Annotated in this window: 12 protein-coding genes; 5 read left to right on the top strand and 7 right to left on the bottom strand. The window is 56.1% G+C overall.

Going from position 1 to position 15,046, the window contains the following annotated elements; all coding sequences use genetic code 11:
• Positions 1–323: 323 nt before the first annotated feature.
• The 4 genes from pflA to ycaO form a co-directional block, all read right to left on the bottom strand.
• A complete protein-coding gene (gene pflA / locus FJU30_RS07565) occupies positions 324–1,064 on the bottom strand; it encodes a pyruvate formate lyase 1-activating protein (protein WP_150434377.1) in 741 nt (246 codons plus the stop codon).
• A gap of 510 nt (positions 1,065–1,574) precedes the next feature.
• Positions 1,575–3,857 (bottom strand): formate C-acetyltransferase, encoded by a 2,283-nt coding sequence (gene pflB / locus FJU30_RS07570; protein WP_150434378.1) that lies wholly within the window; start codon positions 3,855–3,857, stop codon positions 1,575–1,577.
• 57 nt (positions 3,858–3,914) lie between these two features.
• On the bottom strand, positions 3,915–4,772 hold the full coding sequence (gene focA / locus FJU30_RS07575) for a formate transporter FocA (RefSeq protein ID WP_150434379.1): 858 nt from the start codon (positions 4,770–4,772) through the stop codon (positions 3,915–3,917).
• 464 nt (positions 4,773–5,236) lie between these two features.
• Positions 5,237–6,997, bottom strand: coding sequence for a 30S ribosomal protein S12 methylthiotransferase accessory factor YcaO (gene ycaO / locus FJU30_RS07580; protein ID WP_150434380.1), 1,761 nt, complete (start codon positions 6,995–6,997; stop codon positions 5,237–5,239).
• A gap of 239 nt (positions 6,998–7,236) precedes the next feature.
• Here ycaO and serC point away from each other — a divergent pair, with 239 nt between their 5' ends.
• The 5 genes from serC to ihfB all read left to right on the top strand — a co-directional run bounded on the left by serC (position 7,237) and on the right by ihfB (position 12,781).
• Positions 7,237–8,322: a 3-phosphoserine/phosphohydroxythreonine transaminase gene (serC, locus tag FJU30_RS07585; RefSeq protein WP_150434381.1), complete on the top strand. Its 1,086-nt coding sequence runs from the start codon at positions 7,237–7,239 to the stop codon at positions 8,320–8,322.
• A 102-nt stretch (positions 8,323–8,424) separates the two neighbouring features.
• Complete coding sequence (aroA, locus tag FJU30_RS07590; RefSeq protein ID WP_150434382.1) at positions 8,425–9,711, top strand: 3-phosphoshikimate 1-carboxyvinyltransferase; 1,287 nt, start codon at positions 8,425–8,427, stop codon at positions 9,709–9,711.
• A gap of 186 nt (positions 9,712–9,897) precedes the next feature.
• Complete coding sequence (cmk, locus tag FJU30_RS07595) at positions 9,898–10,596, top strand: (d)CMP kinase (protein ID WP_150434383.1); 699 nt, start codon at positions 9,898–9,900, stop codon at positions 10,594–10,596.
• Between the two features lie 137 nt (positions 10,597–10,733).
• A complete protein-coding gene (rpsA, locus tag FJU30_RS07600; RefSeq protein ID WP_150434658.1) occupies positions 10,734–12,407 on the top strand; it encodes a 30S ribosomal protein S1 in 1,674 nt (557 codons plus the stop codon).
• Between the two features lie 74 nt (positions 12,408–12,481).
• On the top strand, positions 12,482–12,781 hold the full coding sequence (ihfB, locus tag FJU30_RS07605) for an integration host factor subunit beta (protein ID WP_191091545.1): 300 nt from the start codon (positions 12,482–12,484) through the stop codon (positions 12,779–12,781).
• Positions 12,782–12,940: 159 nt separating this feature from the next.
• Here ihfB and hisIE read toward each other — a convergent pair whose 3' ends face one another.
• The 3 genes from hisIE to hisA are packed head-to-tail and all read right to left on the bottom strand — an operon-like array spanning position 12,941 to position 15,041.
• Entirely contained in the window at positions 12,941–13,552 is a 612-nt protein-coding gene (gene hisIE, locus FJU30_RS07610; RefSeq protein ID WP_150434384.1) for a bifunctional phosphoribosyl-AMP cyclohydrolase/phosphoribosyl-ATP diphosphatase HisIE, read from the bottom strand.
• Entirely contained in the window at positions 13,546–14,322 is a 777-nt protein-coding gene (hisF, locus tag FJU30_RS07615; RefSeq protein WP_150434385.1) for an imidazole glycerol phosphate synthase subunit HisF, read from the bottom strand. Before hisF ends, hisIE begins: the two co-directional genes overlap by 7 nt.
• Complete coding sequence (gene hisA / locus FJU30_RS07620; protein WP_150434386.1) at positions 14,304–15,041, bottom strand: 1-(5-phosphoribosyl)-5-[(5-phosphoribosylamino)methylideneamino]imidazole-4-carboxamide isomerase; 738 nt, start codon at positions 15,039–15,041, stop codon at positions 14,304–14,306. The genes hisF and hisA overlap by 19 nt, the downstream gene beginning before the upstream one ends.
• Positions 15,042–15,046: the final 5 nt, after the last annotated feature.

A 15,046-nucleotide genomic window follows, 5' to 3' on the forward strand; every position in this document is an offset into this window, starting at 1 on the left:
TTAACCGGCGGGGCTTTCCTTACTGATAAAGCGAGCGGCGCTATAGCCCGGCGCCGACGAAGGTCCGGCAGGCCCGCCCGTTTAGCTGCAGTTTTTGTGGCGAACGGTTAACGGTGGAACGGGATAACCTGGCTAAGGAGAGACGCGGGAATGTTGCGCCGGTGAGCGCGCTTATATTCTGATCGGACGAGGGCATTTTTCCTCACGGCGCCGACGGTCGGTTTGCGTCGCGCCATTCGAAAAGCGCACGCGCGGCGAGAAACGGAGCGAAGGGGGAAGAACGTCGACGCAGAGGGTGAGACCGCGCCGACGCAAGTTGCCGTTTAGTACATGACCTTGTGGCCGTAGCTTTCCAGAATGGCTTTAACCCGGTTCATGGTCTCGGCCTTCGGCGGGTGTACGCCGTCCAGCTTATATTCCTCGCCCATGGCGATCCATTTATGTTTGCCGAGTTCGTGGTATGGCAGCAGCTCGATTTTTTCGATGTTGCCCATATTTTTAGTGAATTCGCCCAGCAGATGGGCGGACTTGTCGTCATCCGACCAGCCGGGAACGACCACATAGCGAATCCAGGTGCGCTGGTTACGTTTGGCCAGATAGCGCGCGAATTCCAGCGTACGGTGGTTGGACACGCCGACCAGATTCTGGTGGATGTCATCGTCCATCTGCTTCAGATCGAGCATGACCAGATCGGTCACGTCGAGCAATTCGTCAATGACCGGATCGTAGCGACGAACGAAACCGTTGGTATCCAGACAGGTATTGATTCCTTCCGCCTGGCAGGCGCGGAACCAGTCGCGCACGAATTCGGCCTGCAGGATCGCCTCGCCGCCCGAAGCGGTAACGCCGCCGCCGGAGGCCTTCATAAAGTGTCGATAGGTTACGACCTCTTTCATCAGCTCTTCCACGGTGACTTCCTGACCGCCATGGGTATCCCAGGTATCGCGGTTGTGGCAGTACAGACAGCGCATCAGGCAGCCCTGAAAGAAGGTGATGAAGCGAATGCCCGGACCATCGACGGTGCCACAGGATTCAAAGGAATGGATGCGACCAGTTACTGACATTGCGGGGTTTTCTCCAGTTTTGACCGAACAATAGCGGTCTGGTATTAGCGCAGTCGAAGAAAATCGAGCGATTATCCGCCGGCCAACCCTTCCGACGGAAAAGCTGGCCGACGCTGCGTCGAATCTGTTTTGCCAGCCTTCCCCGGCGGAGCGGGCTGGCAAAACAGGCTATACCCTTCATACTTCAGGTTGCCGGTGTGTTGGCCTTGTTACTGTTCCAGCGATGAAGCTCGTCTCTGCAGGGCCGCCGCCAGCGGCGTTCAAACCGAATCCCGGCAAATTTGTCGCTCACCCCAGTCATTTACTTCGGTAAGCCACTGAGGATTAATGTGAGACATCCTGCCTCTCACCAGGGGGCAGCCGGTGGCTGGACCAAATTCGTTGCCGGCGAATTTGCCGATGCGTTGCCGCAATCCGAATTATTTTGGCTATATCCGCTTCAGCAGAGCGGAAAAAAGGCCCCACGCATGTGGAGCCTTTATTTTACGCTTTTTCAGACAGTCGGGGAAATCAGATTGACTGGGTGAAAGTACGGGTAATGACGTCCTGCTGCTGTTCTTTGGTCAGCGAGTTGAAGCGGACGGCATAACCGGACACGCGGATGGTCAGCTGCGGATATTTTTCCGGGTGTTCCATCGCATCCAGCAGCATTTCACGGTTCATCACGTTGACGTTCAGGTGCTGACCGCCTTCGGTGCTGGCTTCGTGGTGGAAGTAACCGTCCATCAGGCTGGCCAGGTTGGACTTACGCACGTCGTCGTCTTTACCCAGCGCGTTCGGCACGATAGAGAAGGTATAAGAAATACCGTCTTTCGCGTAGGCAAACGGCAGTTTAGCCACGGAAGTCAGAGAGGCGACGGCGCCTTTCTGGTCGCGACCGTGCATCGGGTTAGCGCCCGGGCCGAACGGCGCGCCGGCGCGACGTCCGTCAGGCGTGTTACCGGTTTTCTTACCATATACCACGTTGGAAGTGATGGTCAGTACGGACTGAGTCGGTACCGCGCCGCGATAGGTGTTCAGTTTCTGAATTTTCTTCATGAAACGTTCAACCAGGTCGCAGGCCAGCTCATCCACGCGCGGATCGTTGTTACCGAACTGCGGGTATTCGCCTTCGATATCAAAGTCAGTGGCCAGACCGTCTTCATCACGGATGGGTTTAACTTTGGCATATTTGATGGCGGACAGGGAGTCGGCGGCAACGGACAGACCGGCGATACCGCAAGCCATGGTGCGATAAACATCGCGGTCATGCAGCGCCATCAGCGAGGCTTCGTAGCTGTATTTATCATGCATGTAATGGATGATATTCAGCGCGGTGACGTACTGTTTGGCCAGCCAGTCCATGAAGTGATCCATGCGTTCCATCACTTCGTCGAAGTCCAGGTATTCGCTCTTGATCGGTTCGGATTTCGGACCTACCTGCATCTTCATTTTTTCGTCCACGCCGCCGTTGATCGCGTACAGCATGGTTTTCGCCAGGTTGGCGCGGGCGCCGAAGAACTGCATTTGTTTACCGACAACCATCGGGCTGACGCAACAGGCGATCGCATAGTCGTCGCTGTTGAAGTCCGGGCGCATCAGGTCATCGTTTTCATACTGCAGAGAGGAGGTGTCGATGGACACTTTCGCGGCGTATTTCTTGAAGTTCGCCGGCAGTTTTTCCGACCACAGAATGGTCATATTCGGTTCCGGAGACGGGCCCATGGTGTACAGGGTGTTCAGGAAACGGAAGCTGTTTTTGGTTACCAGCGTACGGCCGTCCAGACCCATGCCCGCCAGAGATTCGGTCGCCCAAATCGGGTCGCCGGAGAACAGTTCATCATACTCAGGCGTACGCAGGAAGCGTACCATACGCAGCTTCATCACCACGTGGTCAATCAGTTCCTGCGCCTGTTCTTCGGTGATTTTACCGGCTTTCAGATCGCGTTCGATGTAGACATCCAGGAAGGTGGATACGCGACCGAAGGACATGGCGGCGCCGTTCTGCGATTTAACCGCGGCCAGGTAGCCGAAGTAAGTCCACTGAACCGCTTCCTGCGCGGTGGTGGCCGGACCGGAAATGTCGCAGCCGTATTTGGCGGCCATTTCTTTGATTTGGCCCAGAGCGCGATGCTGTTCAGCGATTTCTTCGCGCAGACGGATGGTGGCTTCCAGATCTTCGCCGTTTTCCAGTTTGGTCTGCAGGGAAGAGAACTGAGCGAATTTGTCCTTCATCAGATAGTCGATACCGTACAGCGCAACGCGACGGTAGTCGCCGATGATACGGCCGCGGCCATAGGCGTCCGGCAGACCGGTCAGCACGCCGGACTTACGGCAGCGCAGGATGTTCGGGGTATAAACGTCGAATACGCCCTGGTTGTGGGTTTTACGGTATTCGGTGAAGATTTTTTTCAGCTGCGGATCCAGCTCGCGATCGTAAGCTTTGCAGGAGTTGTCGATCATCTTGATGCCGCCGAACGGAATCAGCGCGCGTTTCAGCGGCGCATCAGTCTGCAGACCAACGACTTTTTCCAGATCTTTAGTGATATAGCCGGCATCATGAGCGGTGATGGTGGATGCAAGGTTGGTATCGAAGTCAACAGGCGCATGAGTGCGGTTTTCCTGTTTAACGCCTTCCATCACTTTTTCCCACAGGGCGCTGGTTGCAGCGGTTGCGCCGGCCAGGAAGGATTCATCACCTTCATAAGGCGCGTAGTTTTTCTGAATGAAGTCGCGTACGTTGACTTCATTCTGCCACTCACCCTGGTTAAAACCTTGCCATGCACTGGCTAATTTTTCATTCAGATCGGTCATTTTACACCTACCTTTGATATGGATTTCTTAAAATCCGACGTTGCGATTGAGGGCACCTTAGTGCTTGTCACCACCGCGCAAATAAATCACCCAATAGGTTAAACCTACCAGTAAGCCACCACCGATGATGTTGCCGATCGTGACGGGGATCAGATTGTCGAAAATAAAGTGGCTGACAGTTAAATGTTCAAACTGAGAGGGCGCCATCCCTACGGCCTGCCAAAATTCGGGAGACGCAAAATTTTTAATGATGATGCCCATCGGGATCATAAACATGTTTGCGATACTGTGCTCAAAGCCGCTGGCGACGAACATCGCGACCGGCAGGATCATAGCGAACATTTTGTCCGTCAGGCTGTGGCCGGAATAACTCATCCAGACCGCCAGACAAACCATCAGGTTAGCCAGAATACCAAGACACAGCGCTTCGATAAACGTGTGATGCAGCTTATGCGTCGCCGTCTGCAGCACATTCAACCCCCACGCGCCGTCCGCCGCCATATGCTGACTGGAGAACCAGATCAGTCCTACAAAGAATAGCGCACCGCACAGGTTACCGATATAGACATAAACCCAGTTCCAGGCGAGCTGCTTCCAGCTAATCCGGCCGCTGGCTTTGGCAATCACCGTCATCACGGTGGAGGTGAATAAATCCGCCCCGCATACCACTACCAGCATCAGGCCGAGCGAAAAGCAGATGCCGCCGACCAGTTTTGATATCCCATAGGGTAAAGCATTGCCGCCGGTGGTGGCGGTAATATAAAAAACAAACGCAATGGAAATAAAAACGCCCGCGGTAATAGCCAGATAGAACGTGGTCAGCGGTTGTTTGGTTGCTTTGTAAACACCGGCGTCTTCAGCGACTTTGGCCATGGCGGCCGGCAGCAAAAGCATAAAGGGGTTGTCAGCTTTCACACTAACTCTCTCTTAAAATTTATCAGCATTGAGATATTAACAAAGCGGTATAAAGTAAAATTTGACGTGGATCATATTGCGCGGAACTCTCACGGCTGAATTGTACTTTATGACGCCATTTTTTAATTTAAATAACTGATTTTCAATAGAAAAAAATATTTTATTTTTTGCAAAAATAGTTGAAAAATCCACTTAAACCGCCCTGCGGCCGGTTAAAGTTAGTAAGAGATTTTGTTATTTTGCTATCGGCATTTTGATCTTAATTAATATTAATTTAACCATAGTGAAACATTGTTGCGTGAATTTGTCATTTTGGTGTCCGAATCATTATCAAAATAAGGCGTCCGGCGACGCAACGGGGCGACCCGGTTGGCGCTGTTCGCCGCCTGCAGTCTTCTCCTGCGGCGGCGGTAAAGATTAACATTACGTGCGATACCTGACGGTATCGCACTATCGCTGAGGAATTACGACCAGCTGTATTGCCGTTTGGCCCGCTGCAGTTTCTGATACGCCGTTAGCAGCGCCTGGTGCGCGGGCAGCTCGCTCAGCGCGGCGTCTACCGCGAACAGGCCGTAGAAGCACTGTTCGCCGCTCAACGCGGCGCTGGCCGCATCCAATGCCTCCTGACCGTACATTTTCAGCAGCGCGTCGTAATACTGCGTCGGATCGCGCTCAGGCTGCAGGGCCAGCTGCAACAGCGTTTGCAGGCAACGATAGTAGTTGCCGCGCTGCGGCGTAAATACCGACTGATTGAAATCCATCGTCCATTCGGTCCAGCTCAGCGCCTGTTCCAGATCGCCCCCGGCCAGCGCCAGCATGGCTTTCAGTTCGCCAACCCGCAGCGTATACCAGGCGTTGTCTTTGCCGCTGGCGATGCCGAGCAGTTCGCGGACGCGGGTGAAGTCATCCAGCCCTTCATCGTCCAGTTGCTGAATCAACTGCAGGCACGCTTCCGGCGCCATCCGGCCATCCGGCAGGGCGAGCAGCGTCGCGCGCAGGTGCGCCGCCATGTTGTGGTTGGCCAGCAGCAAATCCTCGGCCGGATAAATGTCGGACATGCCGGGCGCCAGAATACGGCAGGCGTAAACGCCCAGGTGCTGGTAATCGGCGATGTAGACTGGCTGATTTTCCGCGTCGAAGATCGCCATCAGCGTGGCGAATTCGCTTTCCGTGCTGCCGCTGAAATTCCAGTCGGCAAACGGATAATCCGCCTGCTGTTTGAACAGATCCCACGAAATCAGACCGCTGGAGTCGATGAAATGCGTCTCCAGGTTGGCGTGTTCGGCCACTTCTTCGTTGTCGAAGGTCGGCGGGGCGAATACATCCAGATCCTTCAGACCGCGTCCCTGCAGCAGCTCGGTCACGGTGCGCTCCAGCGCCACGCCGAAATCCGGGTGGGCGCCGAAGGACGCGAAGCAGGTGCCGTTCGCCGGGTTGAACAACACGACGCAGATAACCGGGTATTTGCCGCCCAGCGAGGCGTCATAGGCGAAAATCGGGAACCCCTCTTTTTCCAGCGTGGCGATCGCTTCTGTCACGCCGGGATAGCGGGCCAGCACCGCGTCGGGAATGGCAGGCAGACTGATGGCTTCGGCAATAATGCGGTTTTTCACATAGCGTTCGAACACTTCCGACAGACCCTGCACGCGGGCCTCGTTCGCCGTATTGCCCGCCGACATGCCGTTGGACACGTACAGATTGCCGATGATATTCATGGGAATATATACGGTCTGGCGATCGGACTGACGGATAAAAGGCAGGGCGCAGATGCCGCGCTGCGCGTTGCCGGACTGTAGATCGATCAGGTCGGAGGCCTGCAGTTCGCGCATCGGATCGTAAAAATCGTGCAGATAGCCATCCAGAATGCCGTCCGGCAGACGATTATCCGCCGGCAGCGGGAACCATTTTTCATTGGGATAGTGAACGAAGTCGCCTTCGGCGATGGTTTGGCCCAGCCAGAAGTCGGCAAAAAAATAGTTGGTGGACAGGCGTTCGAAATACTCCCCCAGCGCGGAGGCCAGCGCCGCTTTTTTGCTGGCGCCCTTGCCGTTGGTGAAGCACAGCGGACAGTCACGGTCGCGAATATGGACTGACCAGACGTTGGGCACCGGGTTCAGCCAGGAGGCTTCCTCGATGTTGAATCCCAGCTCGCTGAGCCGCTGTTGAAAGCGGGCGATGGAGTCTTCCAGGGCGGCGTCTTTGCCAGGGATAAAAGTTTGCGTCATGTTCTTCACTTGTTAGAGGGGCAAAAGGGGAGCATGATACGGTGTTTCAGGCGCCGACTCTATTTATTCTGCATCGGATACGTTTTTATCCGCGCCCTTGCGCCAGATGGTCGCGCGCGGCTTCTCCAGACGACGCAATAACCATTGCGACCAGCCGTGACCAGTGATAAAACCGATGGCAGATGAAGCCGGCTTTTGGACAAATTTTCTATTTTTCAGAGAAATCAGTGGTGAGGGATATGACTCAGGTTTTTAATTTTAGTGCTGGCCCGGCTGTAATGCCAGTGGAAGTCTTACGTCGCGCGGAGCAGGAGCTATGTAACTGGCACGGGCTGGGAACATCCGTGATGGAGATCAGCCACCGCAGTAAAGAATTTATTCAGATGGCTGAAGAATCCGAGCAGAACTTACGTGACTTACTGAAAATCCCTTCCAATTACAAAGTAATTTTCGTCCAGGGCGGCGGGCGCGGCCAGTTCGCCGCCGTACCGCTCAACCTGCTGGGCGAGAAGACCTCGGCCGACTATATCGACGGCGGCTACTGGGCGCACAGCGCGGTAAGCGAAGCGGCTAAGTACTGTACGCCGAACGTTATCGACGTGAAAACGAAGGTTGATGGCCTGCTGGCGATTAAACCGATGAAAGAATGGGCGCTGTCCGACGACGCGGCCTTTGCTCATTATTGCCCGAACGAAACCATCGACGGTCTGGCGATCGAAGAAACGCCGGATTTCGGCGATAAGATTGTGGTGGCTGACTACTCGTCCAGCATCTTATCGAAACCGCTCGACGTCAGCCGTTTTGGCGTGATTTACGCCGGCGCGCAGAAAAATATCGGTCCGGCCGGCCTGACGCTGGCGATCGTCAGAGACGATCTGCTGGACCGCGCGCGCCGCGAAGTGCCGTCGGTGCTGAGCTACAAGGTGCTGGCCGAGAACGGCTCGATGTTCAATACGCCGCCGACCTTCGCCTGGTACCTGGCCGGGATGGTGTTCGAGTGGCTGAAAGAACAGGGCGGCCTGGTCGAAATGGAAAAACGCAATCAGGAGAAGGCCGATCTGCTGTACGGCACGATCGACCGCAGCGGGTTCTATCGCAACGGCGTGGCGGCGGCCAACCGTTCGCGGATGAATGTGCCGTTCCAGCTGGCGGATTCGGCGCTGGATAAAGTCTTTCTCGAACAGGCGCAGGCCGCGGGTCTGCAGGCGCTGAAAGGCCATCGCGCCGTAGGCGGAATGCGCGCGTCGATTTATAACGCCATGCCGCTGGAAGGTGTTAAAGTGCTGACCGACTTCATGCTGGAATTTGAACGTCGTCACGGCTAGTAATCCCCCGTTGCCCGTCAACGGGCATCATTTGTTATTTATGCCACAAACCCCGGAGCCATCCGGGGTTTGTGTGTTGAGTTTTTGGAGATCGTGTTTCACATGCAGGAATCCCTGACCCTACAACCCGTAAAGCGTATCGACGGCACCATCAACCTGCCCGGTTCTAAAAGCGTGTCTAATCGCGCGCTGCTGCTGGCCGCGCTGGCGCACGGCACTACGCGCCTGACCAACCTGCTCGACAGCGACGACGTTCGGCATATGCTGAACGCGCTGCGTTCGCTCGGCGTCCAGTATCGCTTGTCCGCCGATCGCACCGAGTGTGAGATCGACGGCGCCGGCGGGCCGCTGACGGCGCCGCAGCCGCTGGAGCTGTTTCTGGGCAATGCCGGGACGGCGATGCGTCCGCTGACCGCCGCGCTGTGTCTGACGGCCGGCGATATCGTGCTGACCGGCGAACCGCGCATGAAAGAACGGCCGATCGGCCATCTGGTGGATGCCCTGCGTCAGGGCGGCGCGGATATCCGTTATCTGGAGCAAGAAAATTATCCGCCGCTGCGTATTCAGGGCGGCTTTCGCGGCGGCGAAATCGAAGTGGACGGCAGCGTGTCCAGCCAGTTTTTGACCGCGCTGCTGATGGCCGCGCCGCTGGCGCCGCAGTCTACCCGGATTCGCATCAAGGGCGATCTGGTTTCCCGTCCTTACATTGATATCACGCTGCATATGATGAAAGCGTTCGGCATCGATGTGCGCAACGATAATTATCAGCAGTTCTTTATCGACGGGACTCAGCACTACCGTTCGCCTGGCGATTATCTGGTTGAGGGCGACGCGTCTTCGGCCTCCTATTTCCTGGCGGCCGGCGCTATTCGCGGCGGCACCGTGCGCGTGACCGGCGTGGGCCGCAACAGCGTGCAGGGCGACGTACGCTTTGCCGACGTGCTGGAAAAAATGGGCGCGCAGATTCGCTGGGCCGATGATTATATCGAATGCCAGCGCGGCGAACTGCACGCCATCGATATGGATATGAACGCGATTCCCGACGCGGCGATGACCATCGCGGTGGCGGCGCTGTTTGCCGACGGCGTCACCACGTTGCGCAACATCTACAACTGGCGCGTCAAGGAGACCGACCGTCTGACGGCGATGGCCACCGAGTTGCGTAAAGTGGGCGCCACGGTGGAGGAGGGCGAAGATTACATTCGCATCACGCCGCCGGCCGCGCTGCGCGCTTCGCAGATCGAAACCTATAACGATCACCGTATCGCCATGTGCTTCTCGCTGGTGGCGCTGTCCGATACCCCGGTCACTATTCTCGATCCGAAATGCACCGCGAAAACCTTCCCGGACTATTTCGTCCGGCTGGCCGGTTTGAGCCAGGCCGGCTAACTGCCCGCTCACAGGCACGGCGAACGCGCCGTGCCTGTTCCTCTCCGCGTGCGTTTATGCGTCCCCGTCTGATTTTCCCGCTTTTGTCCGCTTTAGCATAACCATCGACGTGTTTGATGCGTATAATGACGCCCCGTACGGTCTCAATGACATAAGCGGGATTTCCCGGCGAGTAAGGAGAAATACATGGCGGTTACTGCACCGGTAATTACGGTTGACGGACCGAGTGGCGCAGGCAAGGGAACAATATGTAAGGCACTGGCGGAAACGCTGCGCTGGAACCTGCTTGACTCCGGCGCCATCTACCGGGTGCTGGCGCTGGCGGCGCTGCACCACCAGGTGGATATTACGTCTGAGGAAGCGCTGGTGCCGATTGCCACCCACCTCGATGTGCGTTTCGTGTCGCGGGATGGCCAACTGCGGGTGATTCTGGAAGGCGAGGACGTCAGCGGCGAAATTCGTCAGGAAGAGGTCGGTATGACGGCGTCGCAGACCTCGGTTTTCCCGCGCGTGCGCGAAGCACTGCTGCGCAGGCAGCGGGCGTTTCGCGAAGCGCCCGGCCTGGTCGCCGACGGCCGCGACATGGGCACGGTGGTGTTTCCCGACGCGGCGGTGAAGATATTTCTGGATGCCAGCGCACAGGAACGAGCGCGCAGACGCATGCTACAGTTGCAGGATAAAGGCTTTAGTGTTAACTTTGAACGTCTTTTAGCCGAGATAAAGGAGCGGGACGACCGCGACCGTAATCGGCCCGTGGCACCGCTGGTGCCGGCAGCAGATGCTCTGGTGCTGGATTCGACCAGTATGTCGATAGATGACGTTATCGCCCGCGCGCTGGCCTATGCTCAGCAGATTCTGACGCCAGGCGATAATAACGCCCGATAGCTTTCAGTCTGCTGAAAACGAAAGGCGCAAACTGAATGTTTACCTCGCTGTACGGAACCACAGCGGGGCATGTGAAACAACCCCATCAGGCAGGATGCCGGATGGACGTTAAATTGAAGACTCCTAAGATTATCAACATGACTGAATCTTTTGCTCAACTCTTTGAAGAATCCCTGAAAGAAATCGAAACCCGTCCGGGTTCCATCGTACGCGGCGTTGTGGTTGCCATTGATAAAGATGTCGTACTGGTTGATGCCGGTCTGAAATCTGAATCTGCCATTCCGGTAGAGCAATTCAAAAACGCCCAGGGCGAACTTGAAATTCAGGTTGGCGATGAAGTTGACGTTGCGCTGGATGCTGTCGAAGACGGCTTTGGTGAAACGCTGCTGTCTCGTGAGAAAGCTAAACGTCACGAAGCATGGCTGATGCTGGAAAAAGCCTACGAAGAAGCTGCGACTGTTACCGGTGTGATTAACGGTAAAGTGAAAGGCGGTTTCACCGTTGAGCTGAACGGTATTCGTGCGTTCCTGCCGGGTTCCCTGGTAGACGTTCGTCCGGTACGCGATACGCTGCATCTGGAAGGCAAAGAGCTTGAGTTCAAAGTGATCAAGCTGGATCAGAAACGCAACAACGTTGTCGTTTCCCGTCGTGCCGTTATCGAATCTGAAAACAGCGCTGAACGCGATCAACTGCTGGAAAACCTGCAGGAAGGCATGGAAGTTAAAGGTATCGTTAAGAACCTTACCGACTACGGTGCATTCGTTGATCTGGGTGGCGTTGACGGCCTGCTGCATATCACTGATATGGCATGGAAACGCGTTAAGCATCCGAGCGAAATCGTCAACGTTGGCGATGAAATCACGGTTAAAGTACTGAAGTTCGACCGCGAACGTACCCGTGTTTCCCTGGGCCTGAAACAGCTGGGCGAAGATCCGTGGGTGGCTATCGCTAAACGTTACCCGGAAAGCACTCGTCTGACCGGCCGCGTAACCAACCTGACCGATTACGGCTGCTTCGTTGAAATCGAAGAAGGCGTTGAAGGCCTGGTGCACGTTTCCGAAATGGACTGGACCAACAAAAACATCCACCCGTCCAAAGTTGTCAACGTTGGCGACGTGGTAGAAGTGATGGTTCTGGATATCGACGAAGAACGTCGTCGTATCTCCCTGGGTCTGAAACAGTGCAAATCCAACCCGTGGCAGCAGTTCGCTGAAACCCACAACAAGGGCGATCGCGTTGAAGGCAAGATCAAATCCATCACCGATTTCGGTATCTTTATCGGTCTGGATGGCGGCATCGACGGTCTGGTTCACCTTTCCGACATCTCCTGGAACGTTGCCGGCGAAGAAGCCGTGCGTGAATACAAGAAAGGCGATGAAATCGCCGCGGTTGTATTGCAGGTTGACGCAGAACGTGAACGTATCTCCCTGGGCGTGAAACAGCTGGCTGAAGACCCGTTCAATAACTACCTGTCTATGAACAAGAAAGGTGCTATTGTTACTGGTAAGGTTACGGCGGTAGACGCTAAAGGTGCTACAGTTGAATTAGCAGACGGCGTTGAAGGTTACCTGCGCGCTTCTGAAGCCTCCCGCGATCGCGTGGAAGACGCTACTCTGGTTCTGAGCGTTGGCGACAGCGTTGAAGCCAAGTACACCGGCGTTGACCGCAAAAACCGCGTTGTCAGCCTGTCTGTACGTGCTAAAGACGAAGCTGATGAGAAAGACGCTATTGCCTCTGTAAACACCAAGCAGGAAGAAGGCAACTTCTCCAGCGCGATGGCAGAAGCATTTAAAGCAGCAAAAGGCGAGTAATGACGGCGGGCGGGCAGCGATGTCCGCCCTTCGAACGGTAGTAATCAGTTTATCGTGATAATTGCGTTAATCATGTGCCTGGAGGTGTTATGACCAAGTCTGAACTAATCGAAAGGCTTGCTGGCCAGCAATCTCATATTCCAGCAAAGGTTGTTGAGGATGCGGTGAAAGAGATGCTGGAACAAATGGCCTCCACGCTGGCCGAGGGAGATCGCATTGAGATCCGTGGCTTCGGCAGTTTCTCGCTTCACTACCGTGCGCCTCGCGTTGGTCGTAATCCAAAAACCGGTGAAAAAGTTGAGCTGGAAGGCAAATATGTCCCTCACTTCAAGCCGGGTAAAGAACTGCGCGACCGCGCCAATATTTACGGTTAATCGCGGGTTTGCCGTCAGGCGGCCAGGATAAGATTATCCGTTGCTTGTTAGTTTGCTGAAATAAAAAGCGCCTGTTGTTGCAGGCGCTTTTTTTTTGCTCGTTTTCCGACGCGGAGCAGGGAACCGTCCTGTCGGCAGGGATAAGACGGTTGTTATGGCTTAGCGGTGACGTTCTTTCAGGCGATTGATAATCGCCGCCAGGTCAAGATCCTGATCCTGCAGCAGAACCAGCAGGTGATACATCAGATCGGCCGCTTCATTGGTCAGTTCTTCGCGATCGTGCACGGTGGCCGCCAGCGCGGTTTCCAGCCCTTCTTCGCCGACTTTCTGCGCGATGCGTTTGGTGCCGCTGGCGTACAGCCGCGCGGTGTAGGAACTGGCCGGATCGGCGCTTTTCCGTTCGCCCAGCAGCTGTTCCAGCTCATACAGGAACGCCCATTCGCTGGCCGCCGGATGGAAACAGCTGGTGTTGCCGGTATGGCAGGTCGGTCCAATCGGTTTTACCAGAATCAGCAGCGTATCGTTGTCGCAGTCGGGAGTAATCGACACCAGATTCAGAAAATGGCCGGAGGATTCCCCTTTGGTCCACAGACGCTGTTTGGTGCGGGAGAAAAACGTGACCTTGCCCGTTTCTTCCGTGACCCTGAGCGCGTCCTGATTCATATAGCCCAGCATTAATACATCGCCGGATACCGCATGCTGAATCACTACCGGCATCAAGCCGCCGGTTTTTTCCCAGTCGAGCCTACTTTTCTGTTGTTCGCTTAACACACCCGAATCTCCACACCCTGTTGCTTAAGATAATTTTTCAGTTCGCCGATATTTATGATTTGCTTGTGAAACACGGAGGCGGCCAGGGCGCCGTCCACGCGCGCTTCAGTGAAGGCGTCAAGAAAGTGTTCTACCGTGCCGGCGCCGCCGGAGGCGATCAGCGGCACTTTACAGATATCCCGCACTAATTTTAACTGCTGCAGGTCATAGCCGTTGCGCACGCCGTCCTGATTCATCATATTCAGCACGATTTCACCGGCGCCGAGCTTCTGTACTTCCCGCACCCAGTCCAGGGTTTCCCAGGTGGTGATGCGGGTGCGGCTTTCGTCGCCGGTGTACTGGTTGACATGATAACGCCCGGTGGCGGCATCATGCCAGGTATCAATACCCACGACGATACACTGTACTCCGTAGCGGTCGGCCAACCGGGTAATCAGACTGGGGTCGGCCAGCGCCGGAGAGTTGATCGATATTTTATCGGCGCCGAACGACAGGATCTGGCCGGCTTCCTCGACGCTTTTAATTCCGCCAGCGACGCAGAAGGGAATATCGATCACTTCCGCTACGCGCGATACCCAGCTTTTGTCCACCACGCGGCCGTCGGAGGAGGCGGTAATATCGTAAAACACCAGCTCATCGGCGCCTTCCTGCGCATAGCGTTGGGCCAGCGGGACGATATCGCCGATGATTTCATGGTTACGGAACTGAACGCCCTTGACCACCTGACCGTCCCGCACATCCAGACAGGGAATTATCCGTTTTGCCAGCATGAAATGGCCTCCGCAACGTTAAATTTACCTTCCAGCAATGCGCGACCGACAATCACGCCCTGCACGCCGCTGCCGCGCAGACGGGCGATATCCTCCAGATTGCCGATGCCGCCGGAGGCCTGAAAGGCGACCTGCGGATAGCGCTGAGCGACTTCGCGATAGAGTTCGACATTGGAGCCCGTCAGCGTGCCGTCGCGGGAAATATCGGTGCACAGCACGTGTTTCAGGCCAAACGGCAGATATTGCTCGACGGTCTGCTCCAGCGTCGCGCCGGAGGTTTCCTGCCAGCCGCTGATCGCCACTTGCTTAGCGCCGTCGGCATCGATGCGCACATCCAGCGCCAGCACCAGCGCTTCGGCGCCGTAGCGGGTGAACCACTGTTGCACCAGCGCCGGTTGTTTAACGGCGGTGGAGCCGATCACCACGCGACGGGCGCCGGCGTTCAGCAGCGCTTCCACATCTTGTTCGCTGCGGATGCCGCCGCCGACCTGCACCGGCACGTCGACGCCGGCCAGCAAGGTTTTCAGCAGCGGGATCTGGCGCGCGGCGGGGTCTTTCGCGCCGGTCAGATCCACCAGGTGCAATACCTGAGCCCCCTGTTGCTGATAATCCTGCAGGCGGGGCAGCGGATCGCTGCCGTACTGGCGCTGCTGCCCGTAGTCGCCCTGATGCAGACGCACGACCTGACCATCGATCAGATCCAACGCGGGAATAATCATACTGT

The organism is Affinibrenneria salicis (assembly GCF_008710095.1).